The 22698-nt window shown below is 62.2% G+C and carries 21 protein-coding genes; 11 read left to right on the top strand and 10 right to left on the bottom strand.

Going from position 1 to position 22698, the window contains the following annotated elements; all coding sequences use genetic code 11:
• Positions 1-66: 66 nt before the first annotated feature.
• A complete protein-coding gene (locus GV818_RS01105) occupies positions 67-687 on the bottom strand; it encodes a hypothetical protein (RefSeq protein WP_161775657.1) in 621 nt (206 codons plus the stop codon).
• Positions 680-829 (bottom strand): hypothetical protein, encoded by a 150-nt coding sequence (locus GV818_RS01100; protein ID WP_161775656.1) that lies wholly within the window; start codon positions 827-829, stop codon positions 680-682. The genes GV818_RS01105 and GV818_RS01100 overlap by 8 nt, the downstream gene beginning before the upstream one ends.
• Positions 830-954: 125 nt before the next feature.
• Here GV818_RS01100 and GV818_RS01095 point away from each other — a divergent pair, with 125 nt between their 5' ends.
• Both GV818_RS01095 and GV818_RS01090 read left to right on the top strand, forming a co-directional pair.
• A complete protein-coding gene (locus tag GV818_RS01095; RefSeq protein ID WP_161775655.1) occupies positions 955-1284 on the top strand; it encodes a hypothetical protein in 330 nt (109 codons plus the stop codon).
• Between the two features lie 48 nt (positions 1285-1332).
• A complete protein-coding gene (locus GV818_RS01090) occupies positions 1333-2310 on the top strand; it encodes an alpha/beta hydrolase family protein (protein WP_161775654.1) in 978 nt (325 codons plus the stop codon).
• Positions 2311-2319: 9 nt separating this feature from the next.
• Here the strand turns inward: GV818_RS01090 and gltS are convergent, their stop codons facing one another.
• From gltS to GV818_RS01075, 3 genes are read right to left on the bottom strand one after another with little or no spacing between them, the layout of a single operon-like run.
• Positions 2320-3528: a sodium/glutamate symporter gene (gene gltS, locus GV818_RS01085; RefSeq protein WP_161775653.1), complete on the bottom strand. Its 1209-nt coding sequence runs from the start codon at positions 3526-3528 to the stop codon at positions 2320-2322.
• A gap of 57 nt (positions 3529-3585) precedes the next feature.
• Positions 3586-4524: a formimidoylglutamase gene (hutG, locus tag GV818_RS01080; protein ID WP_161775652.1), complete on the bottom strand. Its 939-nt coding sequence runs from the start codon at positions 4522-4524 to the stop codon at positions 3586-3588.
• Positions 4525-4542: 18 nt separating this feature from the next.
• On the bottom strand, positions 4543-5268 hold the full coding sequence (locus GV818_RS01075; protein WP_161754308.1) for an IclR family transcriptional regulator: 726 nt from the start codon (positions 5266-5268) through the stop codon (positions 4543-4545).
• Between the two features lie 249 nt (positions 5269-5517).
• Here GV818_RS01075 and GV818_RS01070 point away from each other — a divergent pair, with 249 nt between their 5' ends.
• Positions 5518-5928, top strand: a complete 411-nt coding sequence (locus tag GV818_RS01070) for a hypothetical protein (protein ID WP_161754306.1) — start codon at positions 5518-5520, stop codon at positions 5926-5928.
• Positions 5929-6010: 82 nt separating this feature from the next.
• Here GV818_RS01070 and GV818_RS01065 read toward each other — a convergent pair whose 3' ends face one another.
• The 3 genes from GV818_RS01065 to gabP all read right to left on the bottom strand — a co-directional run bounded on the left by GV818_RS01065 (position 6011) and on the right by gabP (position 10320).
• Positions 6011-6331, bottom strand: a complete 321-nt coding sequence (locus GV818_RS01065) for a hypothetical protein (protein ID WP_161775651.1) — start codon at positions 6329-6331, stop codon at positions 6011-6013.
• 367 nt (positions 6332-6698) lie between these two features.
• Complete coding sequence (locus GV818_RS01060) at positions 6699-8741, bottom strand: DKNYY domain-containing protein (RefSeq protein ID WP_161775650.1); 2043 nt, start codon at positions 8739-8741, stop codon at positions 6699-6701.
• Positions 8742-8928: 187 nt separating this feature from the next.
• Complete coding sequence (gene gabP, locus GV818_RS01055) at positions 8929-10320, bottom strand: GABA permease (protein WP_161754302.1); 1392 nt, start codon at positions 10318-10320, stop codon at positions 8929-8931.
• A 554-nt stretch (positions 10321-10874) separates the two neighbouring features.
• Between gabP and GV818_RS01050 the strand changes: the two genes are divergently transcribed.
• The 5 genes from GV818_RS01050 to GV818_RS01030 are packed head-to-tail and all read left to right on the top strand — an operon-like array spanning position 10875 to position 15115.
• Positions 10875-11648, top strand: coding sequence for an ABC transporter ATP-binding protein (locus tag GV818_RS01050; RefSeq protein WP_161754300.1), 774 nt, complete (start codon positions 10875-10877; stop codon positions 11646-11648).
• 13 nt (positions 11649-11661) lie between these two features.
• Positions 11662-12414, top strand: coding sequence for an ABC transporter substrate-binding protein (locus tag GV818_RS01045; protein WP_161754298.1), 753 nt, complete (start codon positions 11662-11664; stop codon positions 12412-12414).
• A gap of 60 nt (positions 12415-12474) precedes the next feature.
• The gene (locus tag GV818_RS01040) at positions 12475-13167 is read left to right on the top strand and encodes an ABC transporter permease (RefSeq protein WP_161775649.1); all 693 of its coding nucleotides are present in this window, start codon (positions 12475-12477) and stop codon (positions 13165-13167) included.
• On the top strand, positions 13168-13857 hold the full coding sequence (locus GV818_RS01035) for an ABC transporter permease (protein WP_161754294.1): 690 nt from the start codon (positions 13168-13170) through the stop codon (positions 13855-13857).
• A 49-nt stretch (positions 13858-13906) separates the two neighbouring features.
• A complete protein-coding gene (locus GV818_RS01030; RefSeq protein ID WP_161775648.1) occupies positions 13907-15115 on the top strand; it encodes a methyltransferase in 1209 nt (402 codons plus the stop codon).
• A gap of 283 nt (positions 15116-15398) precedes the next feature.
• Here the strand turns inward: GV818_RS01030 and GV818_RS01025 are convergent, their stop codons facing one another.
• A complete protein-coding gene (locus GV818_RS01025) occupies positions 15399-17300 on the bottom strand; it encodes an acyltransferase family protein (RefSeq protein ID WP_161775647.1) in 1902 nt (633 codons plus the stop codon).
• 134 nt (positions 17301-17434) lie between these two features.
• The gene (locus tag GV818_RS01020; RefSeq protein ID WP_161775646.1) at positions 17435-19018 is read right to left on the bottom strand and encodes an amidohydrolase; all 1584 of its coding nucleotides are present in this window, start codon (positions 19016-19018) and stop codon (positions 17435-17437) included.
• Positions 19019-19335: 317 nt separating this feature from the next.
• On the opposite strand from GV818_RS01020, the gene GV818_RS01015 reads away from it, so the two are divergent.
• The 3 genes from GV818_RS01015 to GV818_RS01005 all read left to right on the top strand — a co-directional run bounded on the left by GV818_RS01015 (position 19336) and on the right by GV818_RS01005 (position 22698).
• Positions 19336-20253, top strand: a complete 918-nt coding sequence (locus tag GV818_RS01015) for a LysR substrate-binding domain-containing protein (RefSeq protein WP_161775645.1) — start codon at positions 19336-19338, stop codon at positions 20251-20253.
• Positions 20254-20402: 149 nt separating this feature from the next.
• Positions 20403-21494 (top strand): ABC transporter ATP-binding protein, encoded by a 1092-nt coding sequence (locus tag GV818_RS01010; protein WP_161775644.1) that lies wholly within the window; start codon positions 20403-20405, stop codon positions 21492-21494.
• 91 nt (positions 21495-21585) lie between these two features.
• The gene (locus GV818_RS01005; protein ID WP_161775643.1) at positions 21586-22698 is read left to right on the top strand and encodes an ABC transporter substrate-binding protein; all 1113 of its coding nucleotides are present in this window, start codon (positions 21586-21588) and stop codon (positions 22696-22698) included.

Here is a 22698-nt window from a genome sequence, read left to right as displayed (position 1 = left end):
GGAGTAAAGTTATCCAGCGGCCGTGGCTGAAAGACGAACTGCGCGCCGACGATGAGGTGCTGGCGCCTAGGTGAGCTCCGAGTCGGACGGCGCGGGGTAGTGCCTCGTCGACGGTACGACAATATGCACCGCCGCAGGCAACCGCCCCAGACGTTCGAGCACCGAACGCAGCGCCTCCAGGCTGCCTCGGGTGCTGATGTGGATGCTGGTCGGCCCAGCGAAGAACCGTCGGCTCTCGACGAGGTAGGTGCGGCACTGCACATGCCCTCGCCGTCCAAGGTCGATGGACTGCTCCAGAGTCGCCACGCGGGTAATGTCCGCAAAGGGAATGAAGTACTGGTAAACCGCGCCCGGGGCCTTTTTCGTGCCGCGCATCAGGTGCAAGCCGTGGGCATCGAACCAGGCATCGGCACGAGCAGGCGGGCGCAGCAGCCTGACGATAGCCAAGACCATCAGCGGCACAAACAGGATCAAGGCGCCAAAGCCAAGCGCCAGTGCCTGGTTGCCCAGCGCCACCGCGCCAAGCAACCCCACCACCAGCACCACCCAGCCATAGCGCAGCGCCCGAAAGGGGCGCTTCTCGGGCATGGCCAGTGTCGTAAGCTCCAAGCAGTCGGCCCACAGGCTGACGTGCTCGGGAAACAGCTTGATGCGCGCATCGTCGGCACTCAGGTTGTACTCAGGCACTCTTGAACCTCGAGGCGACCAGCACGTACTTGAAACGCGCCCCCAGCAGCTTGATGAGCGACCGCTCCAGGGTGTCGATTGCACGCCGGATCTCCCCCATGCCCCAGCATTGTTCCGCGCCCAGCTGATTCTTCACGTCCATGCTCGACACTCTATTCGTCAGTCAATGCCGCCACGAAAAACCATGGCCACGGATTATTCCCATGGCGCTGCCCGGGAGTAAAGTTGTCACCACCCGCCCCCAAGGCTGCAATGGAACTGCCCTGCGTGAATCAGAAGAGAACCCGTATTCCCCGGCCCCATCCCAAGCCCGCAAACCACCGCAGCGGGGCCTGGCTATTCCTGTTGATCGGCATGGTGCTGCTGGCACTGACCGGGCTGCTGGCCTGGACGCTGATCGCTGCACTGCTCGATGGCCAGATTGTCACCAGCAACCGCGCCGGCCCGAAGCTCACCTACAACCAGGAGCTGCAACCCACCCCGTTCTATTTCGAGCTGCTCTGGCAAGGCACCTCTACGCTGCTGCTGGGAGCATTGGCGGTTGCCGTGCTGTGGATCGGCCGGGTATTAATGAGCGCACAAGAAAACCGTCGCTGAGCACCGTCAGTTCCCTGACTCACTCCAGCCAACCAGGAACAACCGCCCATGTCCCTGTTGTCCCCATCCGACCTGCCAGCCACCCGCCCCGCCATCACCGGACCTGTGGCCGGTCCCAGCGAAACCTTCAGCGAGCCCACGGCAGATGGCGTGGTTCTGGGCGGCTTTGCCTGGCGACACGCCCAGCCGGACCCGGCACGCGCCGTGGTGATCATCAACGCCGCCACCTCGGTGCGCTGCCGCTATTACTTCCGCTTTGCCGACTACCTGTTCGCCAACGGCTTCGATGTCATGACCTACGACTATCGCGGCATCGGCGAGTCGCGCCCGGCCTCGCTCAAAGGCTTCAAGGCCTCCTGGTCGGATTGGGGCTCGCTGGACTACGAGGCCATGCTCAAGCGCGCCCAGCGCGAGTTCCCCGGCCAGCCGATCGATGTCGTCGGCCACAGCTTTGGCGGCTGCGCAGTGGGCCTGGGAGCCTCCTCAGGGATAGTTCGCAGGGTGGTGACCATGGGCGCGCAGTTTGCCTACTGGCGTGACTACACTCCGCAACTGCGCTGGCGAATGCTCGCCAAGTGGCATCTGCTGATGCCGCTGCTGACGCGGTTCTATGGCTACTTTCCCGGCAAGCGCCTGGGCTGGATGGAAGACACCCCGGCCGGCGTGGTCAGCGACTGGTGCACCCCGCACTCACGCTACGAGGGCCGCCCCAGTGGCAGGACACTCAACAGCCGGGAGGACTCTCTGGCGTTCAGCCGGGTCACCGCGCCAATGCTCGCCATCAGTGTTAGCGACGACCCCTTTGGCACCATCCCGGCCATCGAGCGGCTGCTGGGCTACTACAGCAACAGCCCACGCACCCATCTGCGCATCAACCCCGAGGACATCGGCGAAACCGAGATCGGGCATTTCGCGTTTTTCCACAGCCGCTTCCAGACCCGGCTCTGGCCCGTGACCCTGGCCTGGCTGCGCCACGGCGCACTGGATAGCCAGGGCCCGGGGCACCAGGTGCCAGGGCCTCGCTAAGCCTGCGACTCAGGCAAAGGCGTTGATGAACCAGGTGATGATCGGGATCGCCACGATGTCGATCAATACCGCGCCACACAGCGGCACGATGATGAACGCCTTGTAGGAAAATACTTTGTAGTGATCACAGATCGCCCCCATGTTGGCCACCGCATTGGGCGTCGCGCCCAGGCCATGGCCCATGAAGCCGGCACACAGCACCGCGGCGTCGTAGTTGCCGCCAAACAGGCGAAACAGCACGAACACGCACAGCAGGATCATGATCAACACCTGCACCACCAGGATCACCAGCAGCGGCAGGCCCAGTTGCTCCAGCTCCCAGAACTTCAGGCTCATCATCGCCATAGTCAGGAATACCCCTAGGCACACATCGCCGACGGTGCTCACGGCACTGTCGGGGATCTCGATGATCTGCGTGCGGTCGTTGAGATTGCGCAGGATGATCGCCACGAACATCGCCCCGACGTAGCTGGGCAGGACAATCCCCAAGTGCTGGTTGAGAGCGCTGCCCATCCAGAACCCCAGCACCATGATCACCAGGATGCAGGTCAGCAGGCGCAGCAGGGTGGGCGCATCCAGCGGCGCGAGCGGCGTAGTGGCGGCACTTTCCAGGTGTTGCAGGCTACTGACCTGATCGGCCTGGATCACCAGCTTGTTGCGTTCGATCAACCAGCGCGCCAACGGGCTGCCCAGCAGGCCGCCAGCCACCATGCCGAAAGTCGCCGCCGCCAGCGCTGCGGTGGTGGCGCCGACGGCACCGAGGTTCTCGGCAATCGGCCCGAACGCCGCCGCCGCGCCAAAGCCGCCTTCCAGGGACACCGCGCCCGCCATGATGCCCAGCAGCGGATCGATCCCCAGCGCCTTGGCCGTGCCAACCCCTACCAGGTTCTGCAGCAGGGCCAGGGACCAGCAGGCTCCCAGATAGACAAACAGAATCTTGCCCCCCCGACGCAGTAGCCCGAGGCTGCCACCCAGGCCGACTGTGGTGAAGAACGCCACCATCAACGGGCCCTGGATCGCCGTATCGAGCTTGAGGCTGAGCAACTGCTGGTCCCGCAGCAGCCAGACGATCAGGGCAAAGCCAAATCCGCCGATGACCGGTGACGGCACACAAAGCTGGGTCAGCCAGCGGCTGCGCTTTTTCAGCTGCGCGCCCACCCCCAGAAGGATCAAGGCCAGCGCCAGCGTAGTCAGCGCGTCCAGTTCAAAAGTCAGCATGCGTGGTATCTCTTCTTTTTGTCGTTGTGGTGTCGTTCAGCGGGGGTCAACGCCCCGTCAGTGAATCAGGCTGGCCAGCAAGCGTGCTGCCACACGGGCGGTACGCTGGTCATGATCGAGCCCGGGATTGAGTTCGGCGATATCGGCGACCCGCAGCTTGCCGCTGGCACGGGCCCGCCGCGCCAGGTGCTCGACCACCTGGACATCGACGCCGTGGGCCGAAGGCGCACTGACCCCTGGCGCTTGGCTGGCGGGCAATACGTCCAGGCACAGGGTCATGTAGAGCACATCGATGCGGTCTAGAAAATCATCGACGAATGCCTCGATGGCCGTCATGTTCCAGCCCTGCATCTGCCGGTCCAGCAGATAGCGCACCTTGAGCTGGCGGGCCTGATCGAACAGTGCCTGGGTATTGCTCAACTCACTGACCCCCAGGCAGCAGTAGTTGAAGGGCAGGTCCGCCGCCTGGCAATACTCGGCGATCTGCCGAAAGGGCGTTCCCGAGCTGCTGTGCTGGGCATGGCGCAGGTCGAAATGCGCGTCGAAATTCAGGATGCCGATCCGCGGGCGCTGCGCCTGGCGCTCAAGGTGGTCGGCCAGGCCGCTGAAGCTGGCGAAAGCGATTTCATGGCCACCGCCGAGACCCAAGGGCAGATGCCCTTGATCCAGCAACCGGCTGAGCCGCTGGGCGTAGGCCTGTTGCGCCGCTTCCAGTTGAGCACCCTGGCAGCTCACATCACCCGCGTCGTACAAGCCACAGCTGCCATGCCAGGCCAGGTTGGCCAAGGCGCCGCGCAAGGCCTCGGGCCCCTGGCGGGCACCGGTACGCCCCTGGTTGCGCTTGACCCCCTCATCACAAGCCAGCCCCAGCAAGGCGATACCTGCGGCCTGGCCTGGTGCCTCGGGCTGCACCCATTGGTGCCAGCGCAAGGCCGCCGCGCCTTCGGCCAGGTCGCTACGGCCCTGCCACAGATGCATGGGGGGATGGACAGTCATGGGTTTGCTCCAGTCAACTCAGTCAAGTCGGGCGCTCAGGCGCTGCGCCGCTTCGCGGGTCCAGCGGATCAGCCGCTCGCTGTTCTGCCCGGCACGAAAGGCCGGGGCCATGAGGCTGATGGCGCCCTGCAAGCGCTCGCGGCTGTCCAGCAAAGGCGCGCTGACGCCCCAGATACCCTCATCGATTTCACTCAGGCTGACCGCATGACCGGCCTGGCGGATTTGCTCGAAGCCCTGCAGGTAGCCCGCGAATTCACCTTCATCGACGCCCTGCAGACGCAGGATCGGCAGGCTGCGCTCAGGCTCCATATAGGCCAGCAGGACCCTGGCCGAGGCCCCCAGCAATAACGGTTGGGCCAGGCCTTTTTGATAGCAGCAGCGCAGGGGCTGGGGGCTGTCCACCAGCTCGATGCAGATGGCCTGCCCGTTGCTGGGTACCATCAGCGCGACACTTTCCTGAGTGAGCTCGGCCAGGCGTTTCAACTCCGGCTTGGCCAGGGTCACCAGCAACCCTTCACGGTCGAATTTCTTCGCCAGTTGCAGGCAGGTCGGCCCGGGCACATAGCGACCCTGGCCGTTGTCTTCGGCCAAGCCCCAGCGCAACAGGGTCTTGAGGTGGCGATAGGTGCTGCTCAACGGCTGTTGCAAGTCTTGCGACAAGGCCTTGGCGGACATCGCCTCGGGGGATTGCCCCAAGGCCACGAGGATTTGCAGTAAGCGATCAGTCGGCGTGTGGTAGTTCATAGCGGCCTCTTGCAGCCATGGTGCATGGAGTTTCCCGCCGAATGAAATCAGATTCCCACTGAGTGGGAAAAACCCGACAAAAGACCCACGCGCTCGCTTCCAAGGCACTCCCGGGCAAGACTTCGGCGGTGCCCGCGGTCCGGCAGCAGATGCCGGATCGCGGATTTACTGGCATCCTTGCGCGCCTGACATGCCGCACGCCTGCCATCAGGCGCGCGCTGAACCATTTCGCAGCAAGGTAAGACGCCCATGGCCTCTCTGGACAAACAACACAAACGTGCCGCCCGGGCCAAAGCCAAGGCCAAGCAAAACCGCGCCAAGCGCAGCGCCCCGACCTCGGAACTGGAGCTGGACCCCAACGACAGCCGCCTCGACTTCGAATCGGTGGACCTGACCGAGCTGTTCGTGAAAATGCGCGACGCCGAGAAAACCAGCCAGCAGGCCCTGTGCACGGTGTTCCTGCAGGATCCGTTACTGGAGCTGGTGTATGAACAGGAGGGCGAACAGGGCGCCACGGACTTCATCCTTGCGGCCCTGATCGAATACCGCAATTGGTCCACCGAGGCTGACGAGGCCACGGCGCTGGCCTGGATCGAGTCAGAGGCCTTCCAGGCCGACTACATGGCCGCTTCCCAGGCCTTGTTCAGCGCCGAAGGCTGAGCCTCGACCGCGGATGAAAAAAGGGCGCATTCAGCAATGAATGCGCCCTTTTCCATTTCCGCTACGGGAGCCGACCTGAAACTCAGGCAGCTTCCAGCCGGGGGATTTCCATGCCGACACTGGCGCTGGCGAAACCCAGGTCGCCGCTAGCGATGGACTGAGCCTTGTAGCCTTCGCCGATCAGATCGCGGGCATAAAACTTGTTGTAGATGAAGCAGAACACGAAGTTGCTCAGGCCGAAGGTGAAGAAGCCCACCGCGAACATGATCGCCGCCCATTTCCAGTCGGAACGAAACAGTGCCGGGATGAAACCAAAAAAGAACACGGTCCAGGAAAAGCCGATAGGCGCAACTTTCATGGCTCCGGTGTTCGGGTTTTTGAAGATGATTTTAGTGAATGCCATGCGCGTCTCCTTGCCGCCCCATTTTGAGGAACCAATGATCGGGCGATCACCGTTGGCTCCTGAATGCTCGCTCTTCGAGCCGGGACTGTCGGCCATGCCTGAGGCAGGCGCGGCCAAGCAGGAGCAAGGGCCGGCGCGGATGGATCAAGGGAGAGAGGCAGAAGACGGATTCAGAGTCCCGACAAGTGTTCAATCCCTTGCAATACAGCGCCATTCCCCGGCTCCTCTCACGTTGCCACGCAAGAGCTCTTATCGAAGAATGCGCAGGCTACTATTTCGTCTGGGGGGCTGTCCATGAAACGCCCTCCAACGCGTCGCAAACCCAGTAGAAAGGCCGCTGTAAATGCTGACAACGGCCTTTTGTCCTTCAGAAGGTCACACCCTCGGCACCGGCCTCCGGTTGCTGCTCAAGTTCCTTGACCAGCGCCTGGCGGTACTGCTCCGCACTGACTTCGGTGAGAGTCGCGTAGCCGTCGTACTGGTAGAACCGCTGCTTGTCCCGGGCATGGCGCGCGCCGAGAAACTCCAAGCTCGCCAGGTCGATGCGCTTGGCACTCAGCGGCCGCCGGCCACAGAACAGCTTGCGCGTGCCCAACTGCAAAAAGTCCGGATGCGGCACCCTCACCTCTTCCGGGCTGAACGCCACCTCCAGCGGTTTGCCGGCAGAGAACATCTGTGTCGCGCAGAAGGCGTAGTTGCCCATGAAACGGGTGTGAGCCGGGTCGAGGCGTTTTTTGCTCTCGCGGTAGTAATACACCGCACCCTTGTCCCTACCCCAGCCATACCCACAGGACTCGAAGCTGGCCAGATCCGCCTTGCCCATCGGCTCAGGCACCAGGTAGAAAATCGTGTGGCAGAACAGCGTCTGGCCATCCGTCAGGTAGGGCCCGCCCAGGGCGCGGTAATGCTCGACAGGAGCCGAGGAGAAACGCTCGGGCACATCCGTCTGGGCATTGTGGAAAGGGATCAGGTACAAGCCATTGGCATCGCCGCACAGATGGGTGTCCAGCAGCTTGAAGCTGGCTGCATCCAGGCCATTGATCACGCGGCCATGGAAGTGCACCTGACGCCCCAGCTCAAAGCCCAGGCCAATGGCCCGCAGGGGTTGCGGCTCAGGCACCGGCTCAGGTCGCGCCTGCAGGCGGTGCCACCAGTAATCCTGCAACTGTGGATGGGCCTCGAAGAACGCTGCCCACTCTTGCAGCATCCCCTGGTCAATCACCCCACCCGAGCCCAGGGGGCCATGCCTGTCGCCCACCAGCACCGGCGAATACTCGTACTCACCGCGATTGAGCTGGGCGACCACAAAGCTCTGCACATCCAGCTCCAGCGGTTTGTTGCGCAGGTAGGCGCGATGCTCATCGGCGTAGTAGTCGAACCCCAGGTGGCGGAAGCTCGGGCCGTGGGCTCCCCGCAAGCGGGTGCCAGCGCAGTAGACGAACTGGTCGTCCACGGCAAAGTACTGGTCCGGGCTTGCACTATGGCCCAGCACTCGGCCACCGGCATCGAACAACGGCTGACAGCGGTTCAGCAGGCGAAAGTCGCCGACAAAACGCACGGTCTTGCCAGTCAGGTAGTAGGCCCGCTGGGCATCCTTGGCGTAGCGTTCGTTGAGCACACTGAAGGTCGTCAGGTCGACCTTATCGATGCGGTAGAAGTATTCGTAGGTCGTTTTTGAGCCCTGCTGCGCCTGGACGATTACCGAATGCCCATCCGTGCCCCAGCGCCGGGCCAGCATCTGAAAGCCGTCCGGATTGATGATGGGCAACACCGATCCGTCCTTCTGGTGCAACGGTGTACCGCCCCGACAGACCTGGCCGTTGATCACCTGATAAGCCGGGTGGTTGGTGCCACGCACCTGGTCCGCCGCACTGGCGATCGCTCGCCCGCCGAGAAAGACCTTGGCCCCGTCGCTGAACAGCACCGCGGCCGAAGGCCAGCTGTCCGCTACCGGCTGCAGGAGCGCCAGGCGTTCATGACGCACGCCCTCGATCACATTGAACCCATAGTCGTGGCAGAAATAGGCGCGCTCATGGTCGCGCCAATGGTCATGACCCAGGCTCTGCAGCCTTCGGCACACGCGCATCGGCAACGCCTGCAAAGGGTAGTAGCCATAACGCTCGAAGTAGCGGGGCAACCCATAGTAATCAGCCCGGGCATCCCGCAGCAGTTGCCGCTGGGTCCGATGCCGCCAGAGCGGTTCGCCAGGCACCAGGGGGGAAACCGGAAAGTGCTGGGCCGCCGCCTGGCGCGCCTGCTCAGAGGGTGTCTGCCCGTCGAGCTGGAGCATCAGGTAGACGTCCCGCGCACACGCGTCCACCAGCAGCGCAGCGTCCATGAAGGCAAACCCTTGATGCCATTCAAGGTCGAGTATTTCCCACTCGGCAGAGTCCATATCCAGATGCTTCATCGCAACCTCCCAAGCTGACCGAGTGGCGGATTATCAGCAGGAGTCCACAGTCAGTAAAGCCACCGGCAGCCCCACCAACGGGGAACCCCAGACGCGCCACAGGGCCAGGCGCCGGGTTTGATCCGGGGATGAAAAAGGCCGCGGTCATCACTGACAGCGGCCTTTTCGGTAGCAATGGGTCGAACCGTCAGTTCAGAACCAGTGCTCCCCTGCGTTCAGCCTTGCGCCGCCGTGCCACTAGCAGGCCGGCGACAATCACCACCACGCTCAGCAAGCCGGTGGCGAGGATCTCCACCCGGTGCTCTTCCTGGAACAGCATGATGCTCAGGATCGCGACGATGAACACAATCACCGCGTAGGTCAGGCCGGGGAACAGCCACATGCGAAAAGCGATCTTCTCACCGGCGGCCATGCGCTTCTGGCGCATGCGCAGTTGCGAAACCGCGATCACCAGGTACACCAGCAAGGCGATGGCACCGGAACTGGCCAGCAGGAACTCGAACACTGCAGCCGGCGCTACGTAGTTGGCGAACACCGCAAGGAACGCCGCAGCAGTGGACAGGATCACCGCCCAGTAAGGGGTGCCACTGGCGTTGGTGCGCTTGGCTGCGGCCGGAGCATCGCCGCGCTTGCCCAGGGAGAAGAGCATGCGCGAGGCGGTGTAGAGCGCCGAGTTCAGGCAACTGGTCACGGCCACCAGCACCACCAGGTCAACGATCAGCTTGGCGTTGGGGATACCCATGCGATCAAGCACGGTCTGGTAGGAGCCGACCTGGGCCAGGCTCGGGTCGTTCCACGGCACCAGGGCCACGACAATGAAGATCGACACCAGGTAGAACAAGCCGATACGCCAGATCACCGAATTGGTGGCCTTGGAGATCTGCTGGCCCGGGTTCTTCGATTCCGCCGCCGCAATGGTGACAATCTCGGTGCCCATGAAAGAGAACATGGTGGTCAGCATCGCTGCCAACACGGCTCCCATGCCGTTGGGCATGAAGCCCTGGGTATCCACCAGATGCGCGACGCCGCTGACCTGGCTGTTGGGCAGGAAGCCGAAGATCGCCGCCAGACCGAGAATCACGAAACCGATAATGGCCACCACCTTGATCAAGGCGAACCAGAACTCGAACTCGCCGTAGTGCTTCACGCTGAACAGGTTGGTGGCGGTCAGCAGCAGAGTGATCACCAGGGTGAAGGCCCAGATCGCCACGTTGGGGAACCAGGCGTGGAGGATGGTTGCCGCGGCGTTGGCCTCCAACGGGATCACCAACACCCAGAACCACCAGTACAGCCAACCGATGGTGAAACCGGCCCAGTGGCCGATGGCGCGATCGGCGTAGGTCGAGAACGACCCGGTGTCCGGCGAGGCTACGGCCATCTCCGCCAGCATGCGCATCACCAGCACTACCAGGGTACCGGCGGCCGCGTAGGCCAGCAGGACGGCCGGGCCGGCCTCGGCAATGGCGTGGCCGGAGCCGACGAAGAGACCCGCACCGATCACGCCGGCAATCGACAGCATGGTCACATGCCGTGGTTTGAGCCCCTGTTCGAGGTCATTGGAGAGTTGCGTACCGCTCATGAAAAGCACCTTTGCAACGAAAAAAGAGTCACTCCACCCGGTCTGCATTCGTTCTCGTAAAAAGAATCCAACAGGGCGTTCTTTATTTCGTACGCAAGAATTGCGCCAAAATGTTACAGGCTCCCGGACTCCGCGGGCTGGCGAACCGACCAACGGAAATCTCAAGTCATTGAGATTAATGGCATTTCGCCAGATCGTTACTGGCCGACTCACTTTGTAGGACGAAACAGTGCACCAAAAACACACCCAAAAAGTAGGGGATGTGCAAATAGAGTGCAGAACCATGGCCTTTGACCCGTTAACCCTTCCAACACCCGGCCAAAGCTGGCACCATCGCGCCTTTTTTTACGCGACACCCGCCGGATCCAGGGTTAAAACAGGCGTTCGGTTGTTGATGGGGCGACAGTCTTCTGTGCTGATGCGACAACCTGCCACACACCGCCTGCTTACCTCCGGTAGCGCTGTTGGCTGCGCTTTGAACCCTATGCTAGCTTGGCGCCTCGCCAGGAAGGCCGCCAACAGCAGGAGCACAATGAACTCAATGAGGACCGCACATGGCTGAGGCCACGCCCGCGCTTGAAATCCGCAACTTGCACAAACGCTACGGCACTCAGGAGGTACTCAAAGGTATCTCGCTGACCGCTCGCGACGGTGACGTGATATCGATCCTGGGTTCCTCCGGCTCCGGCAAGTCCACTTTCCTGCGCTGCATCAACCTGCTGGAAAACCCGCACCAGGGCCAGATCCTGGTAGCCGGTGAAGAGCTCAAGCTCAAACCCGCGAAAAACGGTGAGCTGGTGGCGGCCGACGGCAAGCAGATCAACCGCATGCGCAGCGAAATCGGTTTCGTCTTCCAGAATTTCAATCTCTGGCCCCATATGAGCGTGCTCGACAACATCATCGAGGCTCCACGCCGAGTGCTGGGCCAGAGCAAAGCCGAGGCCACCGAAGTGGCCGAGGCACTGCTGGCCAAGGTCGGCATCTCCGACAAGCGCCATGCCTACCCTTCCCAGTTGTCCGGCGGCCAGCAGCAACGTGCGGCCATCGCCCGGACCCTGGCGATGCAGCCCAAAGTCATCCTGTTCGACGAGCCGACTTCGGCGCTGGACCCGGAAATGGTCCAGGAAGTCCTCAATGTGATCCGCGCCCTGGCCGAAGAAGGCCGTACCATGCTGCTGGTCACCCATGAAATGAGCTTTGCCCGTCAGGTTTCCAGTGAAGTGGTGTTCCTTCACCAGGGCCTCATAGAAGAGCAGGGATCGCCACAGCAGGTCTTCGAAAACCCGCTTTCGGCGCGCTGCAAACAATTCATGTCCAGCAACCGCTAACGGAGCTACACGCATGCAGAGCTATAAGAAAATCCTCCTGGCCGCTGCCGTCACCCTGGCCTTCAGCGCCAGCGCTGCCGCCGAGACCCTGAAGATGGGCATCGAAGCAGCCTACCCGCCGTTCAATAACAAGGATGCCAGCGGCCAGGTCGTGGGCTTCGACAAAGACATCGGCGACGCCCTGTGCGCCAAGATGAAAGTCGAATGCAGCGTGGTCACCTCTGACTGGGACGGCATCATCCCGGCCCTGAACGCGAAGAAGTTCGACTTCCTGATCTCCTCGATGTCGATCACCGACGAGCGCAAGCAGGCGGTGGACTTCACCGACCCCTACTATTCGAACAAGCTGCAGTTCATCGCGCCGAAAAGCAAAGCCGACTTCAAGACCGACAAGGCCTACCTCAAGGGCAAGGTCATCGGTGCCCAACGCGCCACCCTGTCCGGCACCTGGCTGGAAGACCAGATGGGCGATGACATCACCATCAAGCTCTATGACACCCAGGAAAACGCTTACCTGGACCTGACGTCCGGCCGCCTGGACGCAATCCTGGCCGACAAGTACGTCAACTATGAGTGGCTCAAGAGCGAAGCCGGCAAGCCTTACGAGTTCAAGGGCGAGCCTGTGGAAGAAAGCGACAAGATCGGCATCGCCGTGCGCAAGGGTGATCCGATCCGTGCGAAGCTCAATGCCGCGCTGAAAGAAATCGTCGCTGACGGCACCTACAAGAAGATCAACGACAAGTACTTCCCGTTCAACATCTATTGATCTGACTCGCTCGGCCGCGCCCGCCCCCCGGGCGCCGGCCGGGCAACACCTGGCCTCCCCATGACTATCGACCTTCACGGATTCGGCCCGGCGCTTGCTGTCGGCGCGCTGATGACCGTCAAACTGGCCCTCCTGGCCTTGTGCCTGGGATTGGTGCTCGGCCTGCTCGGCGCACTGGCCAAGACTTCCTCGCACAAGCCCCTGCGCTGGCTTGGCGAAACCTATTCGACCATCGTCCGTGGCGTGCCCGAGCTGCTCTGGGTGCTGCTGATCTACTACGGCACGGTCAACCTGATGCGGGCCTTGGGCGAGTTCTTCGGCAACCCCGAACTTGAACTCAACGCCTTCGCCGCCGGGGTCATCGCCCTCGGCCTGTGCTTTGGCGCCTACGCCACCGAGGTGTTCCGTGGTGCGATCCTGGCGATCCCCAAGGGCCACCGAGAAGCCGGTGTCGCCCTCGGCCTGTCGCGGCCGCGGATTTTCATTCGGCTGATCCTGCCGCAGATGTGGCGCATCGCCCTGCCCGGCCTGGGCAACCTGTTCATGATCCTGATGAAGGACACCGCGCTGGTGTCGGTGATCGGCCTGGAAGAAATCATGCGCCACGCGCAGATCGCAGTGACCGTGTCCAAGCAGCCGTTCACCTTCTACATGGTGGCAGCGGTGATGTACCTGGGCCTGACGATCATCTCCATGACCGGCCTGCACTATCTGGAAAAACGCGCAGCGCGCGGCTTTGTGAGGACCACGTAAATGGAATGGGAAGTCATCTACAAATGGCTGCCGAAGTTCATCCAGGGCGCCACGCTGACCCTGGAACTGGTGGGCCTGGCCGTGACCCTGGGGCTGCTGCTGGCGATTCCCCTGGGCATCGCCCGTTCGTCGAAGTTGTGGTACGTGCGTGCCCTGCCGTACGGCTACATTTTCTTCTTCCGCGGGACCCCGCTGCTGGTGCAACTGTTCCTGGTCTACTACGGCCTGGCGCAGTTCGACGCGGTGCGCGAGAGCGCCCTGTGGCCCTATCTGCGCGATCCGTTCTGGTGCGCCGTGGCGACCATGACCCTGCACACCGCGGCCTATATCGCCGAGATCCTGCGGGGCGCGATCCAGGCCATTCCACCGGGTGAGATCGAAGCCGCACGGGCCCTGGGCATGTCCAAGCCCAAGACCCTGTTCTACATCATCCTGCCCCGGGCGGCGCGGATCGGCCTACCGGCCTACAGCAACGAAGTGATCCTGATGCTCAAGGCCAGCTCCCTGGCCAGCACCGTGACCATGCTCGAACTGACCGGCATGGCGCGCACCATCATTGCCCGCAACTACCTGACCGTGGACATGTTCTTCACCGCCGGGGTGTTCTACCTGGTGATGTCCTTCGTCCTGGTTCAGGTCTTCCGGCAACTGGAACGCTGGCTGCGGGTCGACGCCTGCCAGGGACGCTGATCCTCTCCCGCTCCCACCAGGGAGCGGGCTTGCCCCGGACGCCATGACCATGCCTGCGACTCTCCAAGGCCCTGCGCTCCTCAGCCGCTTCCAGGCCCTGGACATTTTTTTGCTGGAGCACCAGGCGCTCTGGCGCCCGCGTCCGTTCAACCATCTGCAACTGCCTTGGGAAACCGCTCATCCCGAACTGGCGCAGTGCCTGCGCCAGCGCTCCCTGGAAGACGCCGAAGCGGCACACAACCATCCGGGACAATTCCAGGCGCCCGCCCCCTTCGGCGAACTGGCCGCTCAATCCCTGGCCCTGTCTGCCGTGGCTGAATTGCCTGGCCAGGCATTGCCACCCCTGCGCCAGCGCCTCAGCGTCGACGTCCCGGGGCGCAAATGGCAGCAGATCGAAGCCTTCGCCGCCAGCCTGCAATTCAACCAGGCACCCGGGCACTGGCTCGACTGGTGTTCGGGTAAAGGCCACCTGGGACGACGCCTGCTGCAACCCGGGCAACAGCTGACCTGCCTGGAATACGACCCGGTGCTGGTGGCCAGTGGCGAGCAACTGAGCCTGCACCACCGCCTGCCTGCCCAGCACCTGCAGCAGGATGTGCTGGCCGCCGACGCCGCCCGGCAACTCGACGCCCGGCACACCCCGGTGGCCCTGCACGCCTGCGGCGACCTGCATGTGCGGCTGATGCAACTGGCCAGCCTCCAGGGCTGCCGTCAGCTGGCCATCGCCCCGTGCTGCTACAACCGCACGCAAAGCAGCCAGTACTCGGGGTTATCCACAGCAGGACAAACCTCGGCGCTGCGCCTGCACCGGGACGACCTGGGCTTGGCACTGAGCGAAACCGTCACGGCCGGCGCCCGGGTCCGGCGCCAGCGCGACACTTCCATGGCCCGGCGCCTGGCATTCGATCTGCTGCAACGGCAAGTGCGCGGCATCGACGAATACCTGCCGACGCCCTCCCTGCCCAGCCACTGGCTGGACAAACCCTTCGCCGACTACTGCCGCGATCTCGCCGGGCTCAAGGAGTTATCCACAGTCGATTGCCAGGATTGGGCCGCCCTCGAAGCCGCCGGCTGGCAGCGCCTGGCCCAGGTGCGCAACCTGGAACTGCTGCGCGGCCTGTTTCGCCGCCCCCTGGAATTGTGGCTGGTGCTCGACCGGGCATTGTTTCTGCTGCAACAGGGCTACCAGGTACGCCTGGGCACCTTTTGCCCTGCGCCCCTGACACCACGCAATTTGCTACTCCTGGCAGAGCGTTGACGCTCTGCGACGGCCTGTCGCGACCTGTGGACAAGTCTGTTGATGGAATTCCATGAAACCCTTTTAAAGCCTGGCCTGAAACCCAAAACAGCGACTGATCATTTTTTGCTCACAAAATAAATCTTCGAAAAAACAGCCAGTTGCAAAAAAAAGAGAAGCGCTCCACAAAATCAGCGGCCTTCACGCAAGCCCACCCATCTGTTGTGCATAACCCCCTAGCAAAGGGCATAAACAAAGCATTATTCAATCTATGCCCTCAGCGCTTGCACCCTCTGCGCAACACTCAACTGTCCTTGATCAAGCCCTTGAACAGCCCCCTAAGTAACTGGTTTCCGGAGTCGACCAAATGGTTGTCATCGAAGTACAGCGGTATGCCGTCCTTCGAGCCCTTGCAACGGCCATTGGGACACAGATAAGGCGTGGGATCGAGGACCTGGGCGTTGCACGCTTGAGCGGCCGTTTCAATGGCCTGGATTGCCAGCTGATTGCGGCGCTGGTAGTCCTCAAGAGAGGTGCTGATGTCAGAGGTCCGCCCAAAGATCCGCTTATGCAGATTCAGGCCTTTGTAGACACTGAAAGGCATCTCGGGAATGGGTTTGACGATGTAGACCGGATGATTCTTGGCAACAGAACACACGGTTCGTGTGTACTCGGCCGTGTAATCGCGGGCGAAGGCTGCCTGGTCCTGATGCTCATTTCCGTTGAAGAAGACTCGGTAGCTGTTGTCCCGATTGGTATCGGAATACATCGCGGCGCGACTGAAGAGAATGACCGGAACGCCGTGATACTCCTCATTCAGACGTGTCAGAAATTCATTGTTGAACCCCAGGCACTGGCTCTGCTGCTTCTTGTCCCGCATCTCAAAGTGCCACAGGGTCGGACAGCCGCCACGTGCCCAGGATATTGCCGCCTGCTTGCTCTCCAACATCACTGCGGCACCAGTGGACTGAGCATGACTATCGCCAAAGAGAATGACCGAGACATCACCGCTGCCGAACTTGCAGGTGGCGGCACTGTAGTCATTCGGCTTGCACTCTTGGGTATACAACTTGCTGCCATATTGCGGCTGGCCGAGGTCGACAAAGGCGAATCGGACCTGAGGATAGTCTTTGACAACAGAGGCAGTAATCGCCGAAAGAGCCACTAACGCAACAGTCACACCGGCATATTTTAACAGTGTATTTCGTGCCGAGCTGCTCTTTCTGACTTTCGACTCCACCAGATAATAAGAGACTGCACCTAGTACGAAAGAAATAACAATCGCCAACACAACTGCAACCCACTCAGTCAATAGACCGCAGATATACAGAAACACCACGATTGGCCAATGCCATAAGTAAACCGAATAAGAAGTTCTTCCAAAAAACTGCAATAATCTGTTATCGCTAAACAGCGACTGAGTATTGCCATAGATCACCAGCACAGTCCCGAGCACCGGCAGCAAGGCCAGATAGCCTGGCCACAGATCGCCCTCGGAGAACCCCAGGATACTGCCCAATATCAGCCCCAGCCCAAGTAGCTCGAACAACTGCCCCTGGCGTTTGCTCAGTTGCAGCGGAAACAGGAATACCAGGCCGCCGGCGATCAGTTCCCAGGCACGGGTTGGCAACATGTAGAAGGCAAAAACCGGATGGGTCTGGGTAACGATCGCAGAGGTCAACAGAAAAGCGGCAGCCACCAACAGCAACGCCCACTTAGTCTTCTGCAACCCAAGGGATTTGCCGAGGGCCATCAACAGCAACGGGTAGATCAGATAGAACTGCCATTCCACAGACAACGACCAGGTATGCAACAGCCAGTTCTCATGCAGTGGCGCATCGAAGTAATTGCCGCTCTTGGCGAAGTCGAAATTGGAACTGAACAGCAAGCTGCTCTTGATAGTCCTGATGGTGTCGCGATAGTCATCCAGAGACAGGAAGATAAAGCCGAAGACCAACAAGGCCAGACACAGAACCGCCAGGGCGGGAATGATCCGACGCGCCCGGGCAGCATAGAAACCCAACAAGGAAAAGCGTTGTTCCTGGAGTCCGGAAAAGATGATTCCGGTCATCAGATAGCCGGAAATCACAAAAAAAATATCGACCCCGGCAAATCCTCCAGCAAAGCCTGAAACTTTGAAGTGGAACAACACAACTGAAATAACGGCGATTGCACGTAGTGCATTGATATTTTTTCTGAACTGCATGTCACTATCCGCGATCAGGTCCTTAGGCCGGCGGCATAGTATCCGAGAAGGCGGAGTAGAACTACGAAAGAGATACAAACCGACGACTCATGCATGAGCTGCCGGTAACTTGCGCACGCTTGATACAAACGACTCTACTCATCCACCCTTGCCGGAATCCACCACTCTTCCCCCCGCGCCGTGCTGATGTACTCCGGCCAGCGGAAATCGTGGGGTACCTGAAAGTCCACCGGCAGCAGCGGCGCCTGCCAGCGGGTACCACCGATGCCACCGCCGGTGCGCTCGACGAACTCGGCCTTGGCCGCGCCGAGCAGTGCCTCGTCAGTCAGCAGGTCCACCAGGGTGGCGGCGATGGTCTTGGCAGCGACCTCGATCATCGGGTCGATGGTCTGGCGAATCCCCCCCAGGGCGTTGGATACCCAGTCCGGATAGACCGTGCCTTGCGGTGCGCTGAGCATCGGCCGGGCCACCAACAGGCGCACGGTGGGGCAGTGCCAGGTGTATTCCGGGTAGTCGTCGGAGGTCAGGTAGTTCTGCCAGGCCGGCATTTGCAGGCGCATTTGCCGTTCGCATTCCTGGGGTTCGATCAGGGTTTCAGTGGCCGGCAGGAAAGGCCTGTCCATGGCCTCAAGTCCCAGGTTGCGCTGGATCTCGCGAGCAATTTCCCGGGCCTCTTCATCCCACTGCGGGGCACCTACTGCCGCCAGGTTGTCGTAGGTGGCCTGGGCCATCACGTGGTTCGCCAAGCCGCCCCGGGACTTGCACACCCAGGTCTTTTTCCACTGGCAGCCGGTGGCCATGGCGGCCGCCGCAGCGTTGTTGTCCATCACCTGGGAGATGGTCTCGGCCTGTTCGATGGAGTCGCAACGCAACAGGTACTGGATCTGTGACAAGTGCGGCGGCAGGTTGTCCGCCGTGGCCTGGCCGGCGGTGAGGATCGCCTCGTTGTAGCTCCACAGGCCGGTGAACGGCAGGGTCGAGCGGCGCAGGCTTTCGTTGAGGGTGTAGAAATGCACCAGGGCATCGTTGGCCCCCGGGGCCCGGGCTGCCAAGTGATTCTGCGGAATGGGGCTGTAGCGGTCGGCGGCGATCCAGTTCTGCGGGTCCTCGCAGGTGAAGCTGTAGATGTAGGCGTAGGCGATGCCGCAGTGGGTATCCCAGGTGGTGGTGTTGTTCAGCGGCAGCATGTAGGTGGGGTGAAAGCTGATGGCCGCGTCCAGGTCGTCGTAGTAGCCCTTGGCCGCGTGCACCGGCTTGGAGGCGCGGAGTTTTTCCGCCGGCTCACCGAAAAACCTGATGCTGCCCTGAAGGCCGAATTCGACCATGGTCGCCTTCGCCGCCAAGGCGCCGCCCAGGGCACTGATGCCCAGGGCCGAGTGCGGATCGGTGTGCCCCGGAGCGAAGCGCGACAGGCCGTCCCGCGGTTGCTTGCGGGTGGTCGCCGCCTGGCAGTTACCGGGCACCGCGTCGTACTCGCCGTAGGTGGCCAGTACCGGCCCCTGGCCCTGGGTGAAGGTCGCGCAAAAGGCTGTAGGCATGCCACCACTGGCGCGCTCGACGGTGAAACCCTCAGCCTCCAGCAACTGGACATACCAGGCGCAGGACTTGTATTCACGGAACGCCGGTTCAGCGTAATGCCAGATGATCTGGTGCCAGTCCGACAGTTGCTGGCGGTGGCGTTCAACCCAATCGAGAGCGAATTCTTTGTAGCGGGACATCCGCGGCACTCCTGTTTATCCAGGTTCCCGCCGGCCGGCACCAGGACGCCTCAGCGCCAGCTCCGGGCCTGCGGAACCTGTTGTTGTTATGGGAATGGTCCGGTCGGCTGCGGGCCGGATCGAGGCTCAGTATTGGTGAAGCGTGGTTTACATCAATCGAATTTTTTCGCCACTAATGTCAAAGAAAATTGACCAGTCTGCCGGCACGGCGGCCCATACTGCGGCGCGGCAGCCGCTGGATCGACGCCCTGCCAGGGCCCGACAACAACGCGCAGCCGGACACACTCGAAAAGCGGTTTCCCCGACCCGGAGGTGCTATGCGTTATCCCTCGATCACCGCCCTGCGTGCCCTCGACGCGGTGGCCCGGCTGGGCAGCGTGACTGCTGCCGCGCAGCAACTGAGCCTGACCCGAAGCGCCATCAGCCACCAGATCATCAGCCTTGAACAGAGCCTCGGCTTCGCCCTCACCGAGCGCGTCGGGCGCGGTATCGGCCTGACCTATCAGGGTGAGTGTTATGCCCGCGAAGTCCGGCGGATCCTGGCGGATATCCAGGACGCCGGGAGGCGCTTCGACGGCCTCGCGGTGTCTGGCAAATTGCGCATCAGCTGCAACCCGGGGTTCGCCAGTTTCTGGCTGTGCAATCACATCAACGGCTTCCTGCGCCAATATCCCCAGGTGCAACTGCACGTGGTCAGCCCGCGCTCCCAGGACGACACCAGCGACGCCGAAGCCGACCTGTTCATCGCCTACGGCATTGGCGACTGGCCGGGGCTGCTGGTGGAGCAGATCGTCACCCTGCGCTTCTCGCCGGTGTGCAGTCCGCGCCTGATCAACGCCATCGGCGGCCTGAAGACCCCGCTGGACCTCAAGGACTTCCCGTTGATCCACATGAGCGACACCAGCGACTGGCGAGTCTGGCTGGCGGCGGCCGGTGCCAGCCAGGTCAATGCCGATGGCGGCATCACCTTCTCCGATGCCCACTGCGCGCAGTCGGCCTGCATCGCCGCCCAGGGCGTGGCCATTGGCGACAATCTGCTCAGCGGCGACGCTCTGGCCAGGGGCCTGCTGGTGCGACCCTTCGACATCGCCATCAGCGCCTTGCGTGGCTACTTCCTGGTAATCGATCCGGCCAAAGCCGAGCGGCCGGTAGTCCAGGCCTTCAGCGCCTGGTTGAAAAACCAGCTGCAGGTCAGCGCCCAGGGCATCACTGACAGCCCGTTGATCGATCCCTGAAGAGCTCGCGACTGGGAAATTTCACTCACCAATGAGGCAAAAATTATTCCATTGATGTGGCGTTGCTTTTCACAATAATGAGCCGACCGCCTGCTGTTCCGACAATAAAAATCCCATAGCGCAGGCCGGCTTTGCGGGAGATTTCTGTAGTGTCCAGCAGCCCCTCGACTCAACTCAGTGCCCAAGGAATCAGCCAGTTCTACGGCAACTTCACCGCCCTGGATGGCATTGACCTGGACGTTCGCCAAGGCGAATTCCTCACCCTGCTGGGCCCCTCCGGCTCAGGCAAGACCACCCTGTTGATGATCCTCGCGGGCTTCCTCACCCCCAGCGCCGGCAAACTGCTGGAGCATGGCGTGGACATCAGCCGGCGACCGGCAGAAAAGCGCAACTACGGCATGGTGTTCCAGGGCTACGCGCTGTTCCCGCACATGAGCGTGGCCGACAACGTTGCCTACCCGCTGCGCATCCGTGGCGTGAAGGCCGAGGAGCGCCAGCGCCGGGTCAAGCACATCCTCGACGTGGTGGGCCTGGGCGCGCACCTGCACAAGAAACCCTCAGAGCTGTCCGGCGGCCAGCAACAACGAGTCGCCATCGCCCGCGCCCTGGTGTTCGAGCCGGACATGCTGCTGCTCGACGAGCCACTGTCGGCCCTGGACAAGAACCTGCGCGAGCAGTTGCAGACCGAGTTGCAGCGCATCCATCGCCAGGTCGGTACCAGCTTCGTCTTCGTCACCCACGACCAGGGTGAAGCCCTGGCCCTGTCGACTCGCATCGCCATCTTCAACCAGGGGCGGCTGGCGCAGATCGACACCCCGGAAAACATCTACGACCGGCCAAAAAACCGCTTCGTCGCCGAGTTCCTCGGCAAGATGAACCTGTTGCCGCTGCAGGGCATTTCGCGCCATGGCAGCCAGGCCAGCGGGCGCTTTGGCGACAGCCCGCTACAGGCCACGACGGCCGGGGAAATCAGTAACCAGCCGCAGTTGCTGGCGGTGCGCCCGGAACACATGACCCTGCACACCGAGCGCCCCCTGGCGGGGGATCACAACGTGCTGCCGGCCTGCCTCGGCGATCGGGTCTACCAGGGTTCCAGCACCCATCTGGCGCTGAACATCAGCCCGGAACTGGCGCCGGTCAACCTTTCGGTGCCTGGCGATCACCCCGGCGCCCGCTTGCCCAGTGGCACCCCGGTGTGGCTGAGCTGGCCGGTGCGCCACAGCTTCCTCCTGGAAGCCTGAGCCGGCCACGCCCGCTGTCGAGCGTTTTCGTAGAAAGCCAATAACAATATCGGCCGGCGCCTAGCACGTCGGCCTCGCGAGGACTTGCCCCATGAGCCAGCACCATCAACGCGACTGCATTGAAATCCTCATCGAAAAAGCCCGTGGCGGACAGGTCAGTCGCCGCACCTTCCTCCAGGCCATGGGTCTGCTGGCGGCGGTGCCCCTGGCGCTGCGCAGTGGCATCAGCTGGTCGGCGGACAAGCCCCTGGTGGTGGTCAACTGGGGCGGCGACGCGCTCAACGCCTTCCGCAGCGCCTGGACCGACAGCTTCACCAAGAGCACCGGCATCCCGGTGCGCATCGACGGCGCCGGCCCCACCGAAGGGGCAATCCGCTCGCAGTTGGCCAGCGGCCGACCAAGCTGGGACGTGGTGGATGTGGACAGCTACAGCGCCATGACCCTGGGCCGCGACAAGGTCCTGCAGCCGCTGGACTACAGCGTGGTGCAACGCGATCTGGTGGCCCCGGAGCTGTCCCATGAACACGGCATCGCCGGTTATCTATTCAGCTATGTGATCGCCTGGGACAGTCAGAAATTCGGCGACAACGGCCCGAAGAACTGGGCAGATTTCTGGAACGTGGAGAAATTCCCCGGCAAGCGCACCCTGTACAAATGGATGAACGGCATGCTCGAAGCCGCACTGCTGGCCGACGGCGTGAGCGCCGACCAGCTGTATCCGCTGGACGTGCCCCGGGCCTTGCGCAAGATCGACGAACTCAAGCCCCATGTCCTGTCGTTCTGGGGCTCGGGCGCCGAAAGTCAGCAGCTGATGATCGAAGGCGAAGCCTCCATGGGCGCCATCTGGCACACCCGCGCCACCCTGCTGCACGAGGACAGCGAGGGACGCATCAAATGGGGCTTCGACAATGCCTTCCTCAACGCCAGCAGTTGGGGCGTGCTCAAGGACAACCCGGCGGGCACCGCGCCAGCCATGCAGTTCATCCAGCACGCCTTGCAGCCGGCCGGCCAGTTGACGCTGTTCAAAGCCCTGGGCAACGGCCCCTCCAACACCGCCACTCAACAACTGATGAGCGCTGAACAGCGGGAGATCAACTGCGCCTCTGAAGCCAACATGAAAAAGCAGATCTTCCTCAACACCCAGTGGTACGCCGACCACTACTCCAGCACCCTGGAGCAGTACCTGACCCACCTCTCCAAGTGA

The organism is Pseudomonas sp. Fl4BN1 (assembly GCF_009908285.1).
Lineage (GTDB): Bacteria > Pseudomonadota > Gammaproteobacteria > Pseudomonadales > Pseudomonadaceae > Aquipseudomonas.
This window is presented reverse-complemented; position numbering and strand designations above follow the sequence as displayed.

What these genes read in the sequence shown, in the direction of transcription:
- GV818_RS01025 (WP_161775647.1), bottom strand. Translation starts at nt 17,300, where the DNA reads ATGCAGTTCAGAAAAAATATCAATGCACTACGTGCAATCGCCGTTATT.
- GV818_RS01100 (WP_161775656.1), bottom strand. Translation starts at nt 829, where the DNA reads ATGGACGTGAAGAATCAGCTGGGCGCGGAACAATGCTGGGGCATGGGG.
- GV818_RS01030 (WP_161775648.1), top strand. Translation starts at nt 13,907, where the DNA reads ATGCCTGCGACTCTCCAAGGCCCTGCGCTCCTCAGCCGCTTCCAGGCC.
- GV818_RS01040 (WP_161775649.1), top strand. Translation starts at nt 12,475, where the DNA reads ATGACTATCGACCTTCACGGATTCGGCCCGGCGCTTGCTGTCGGCGCG.
- GV818_RS01070 (WP_161754306.1), top strand. Translation starts at nt 5,518, where the DNA reads ATGGCCTCTCTGGACAAACAACACAAACGTGCCGCCCGGGCCAAAGCC.
- GV818_RS01075 (WP_161754308.1), bottom strand. Translation starts at nt 5,268, where the DNA reads ATGAACTACCACACGCCGACTGATCGCTTACTGCAAATCCTCGTGGCC.
- hutG (WP_161775652.1), bottom strand. Translation starts at nt 4,524, where the DNA reads ATGACTGTCCATCCCCCCATGCATCTGTGGCAGGGCCGTAGCGACCTG.
- gabP (WP_161754302.1), bottom strand. Translation starts at nt 10,320, where the DNA reads ATGAGCGGTACGCAACTCTCCAATGACCTCGAACAGGGGCTCAAACCA.
- GV818_RS01060 (WP_161775650.1), bottom strand. Translation starts at nt 8,741, where the DNA reads ATGAAGCATCTGGATATGGACTCTGCCGAGTGGGAAATACTCGACCTT.
- GV818_RS01090 (WP_161775654.1), top strand. Translation starts at nt 1,333, where the DNA reads ATGTCCCTGTTGTCCCCATCCGACCTGCCAGCCACCCGCCCCGCCATC.
- GV818_RS01020 (WP_161775646.1), bottom strand. Translation starts at nt 19,018, where the DNA reads ATGTCCCGCTACAAAGAATTCGCTCTCGATTGGGTTGAACGCCACCGC.
- gltS (WP_161775653.1), bottom strand. Translation starts at nt 3,528, where the DNA reads ATGCTGACTTTTGAACTGGACGCGCTGACTACGCTGGCGCTGGCCTTG.
- GV818_RS01065 (WP_161775651.1), bottom strand. Translation starts at nt 6,331, where the DNA reads ATGGCATTCACTAAAATCATCTTCAAAAACCCGAACACCGGAGCCATG.
- GV818_RS01035 (WP_161754294.1), top strand. Translation starts at nt 13,168, where the DNA reads ATGGAATGGGAAGTCATCTACAAATGGCTGCCGAAGTTCATCCAGGGC.
- GV818_RS01005 (WP_161775643.1), top strand. Translation starts at nt 21,586, where the DNA reads ATGAGCCAGCACCATCAACGCGACTGCATTGAAATCCTCATCGAAAAA.
- GV818_RS01045 (WP_161754298.1), top strand. Translation starts at nt 11,662, where the DNA reads ATGCAGAGCTATAAGAAAATCCTCCTGGCCGCTGCCGTCACCCTGGCC.
- GV818_RS01050 (WP_161754300.1), top strand. Translation starts at nt 10,875, where the DNA reads ATGGCTGAGGCCACGCCCGCGCTTGAAATCCGCAACTTGCACAAACGC.
- GV818_RS01015 (WP_161775645.1), top strand. Translation starts at nt 19,336, where the DNA reads ATGCGTTATCCCTCGATCACCGCCCTGCGTGCCCTCGACGCGGTGGCC.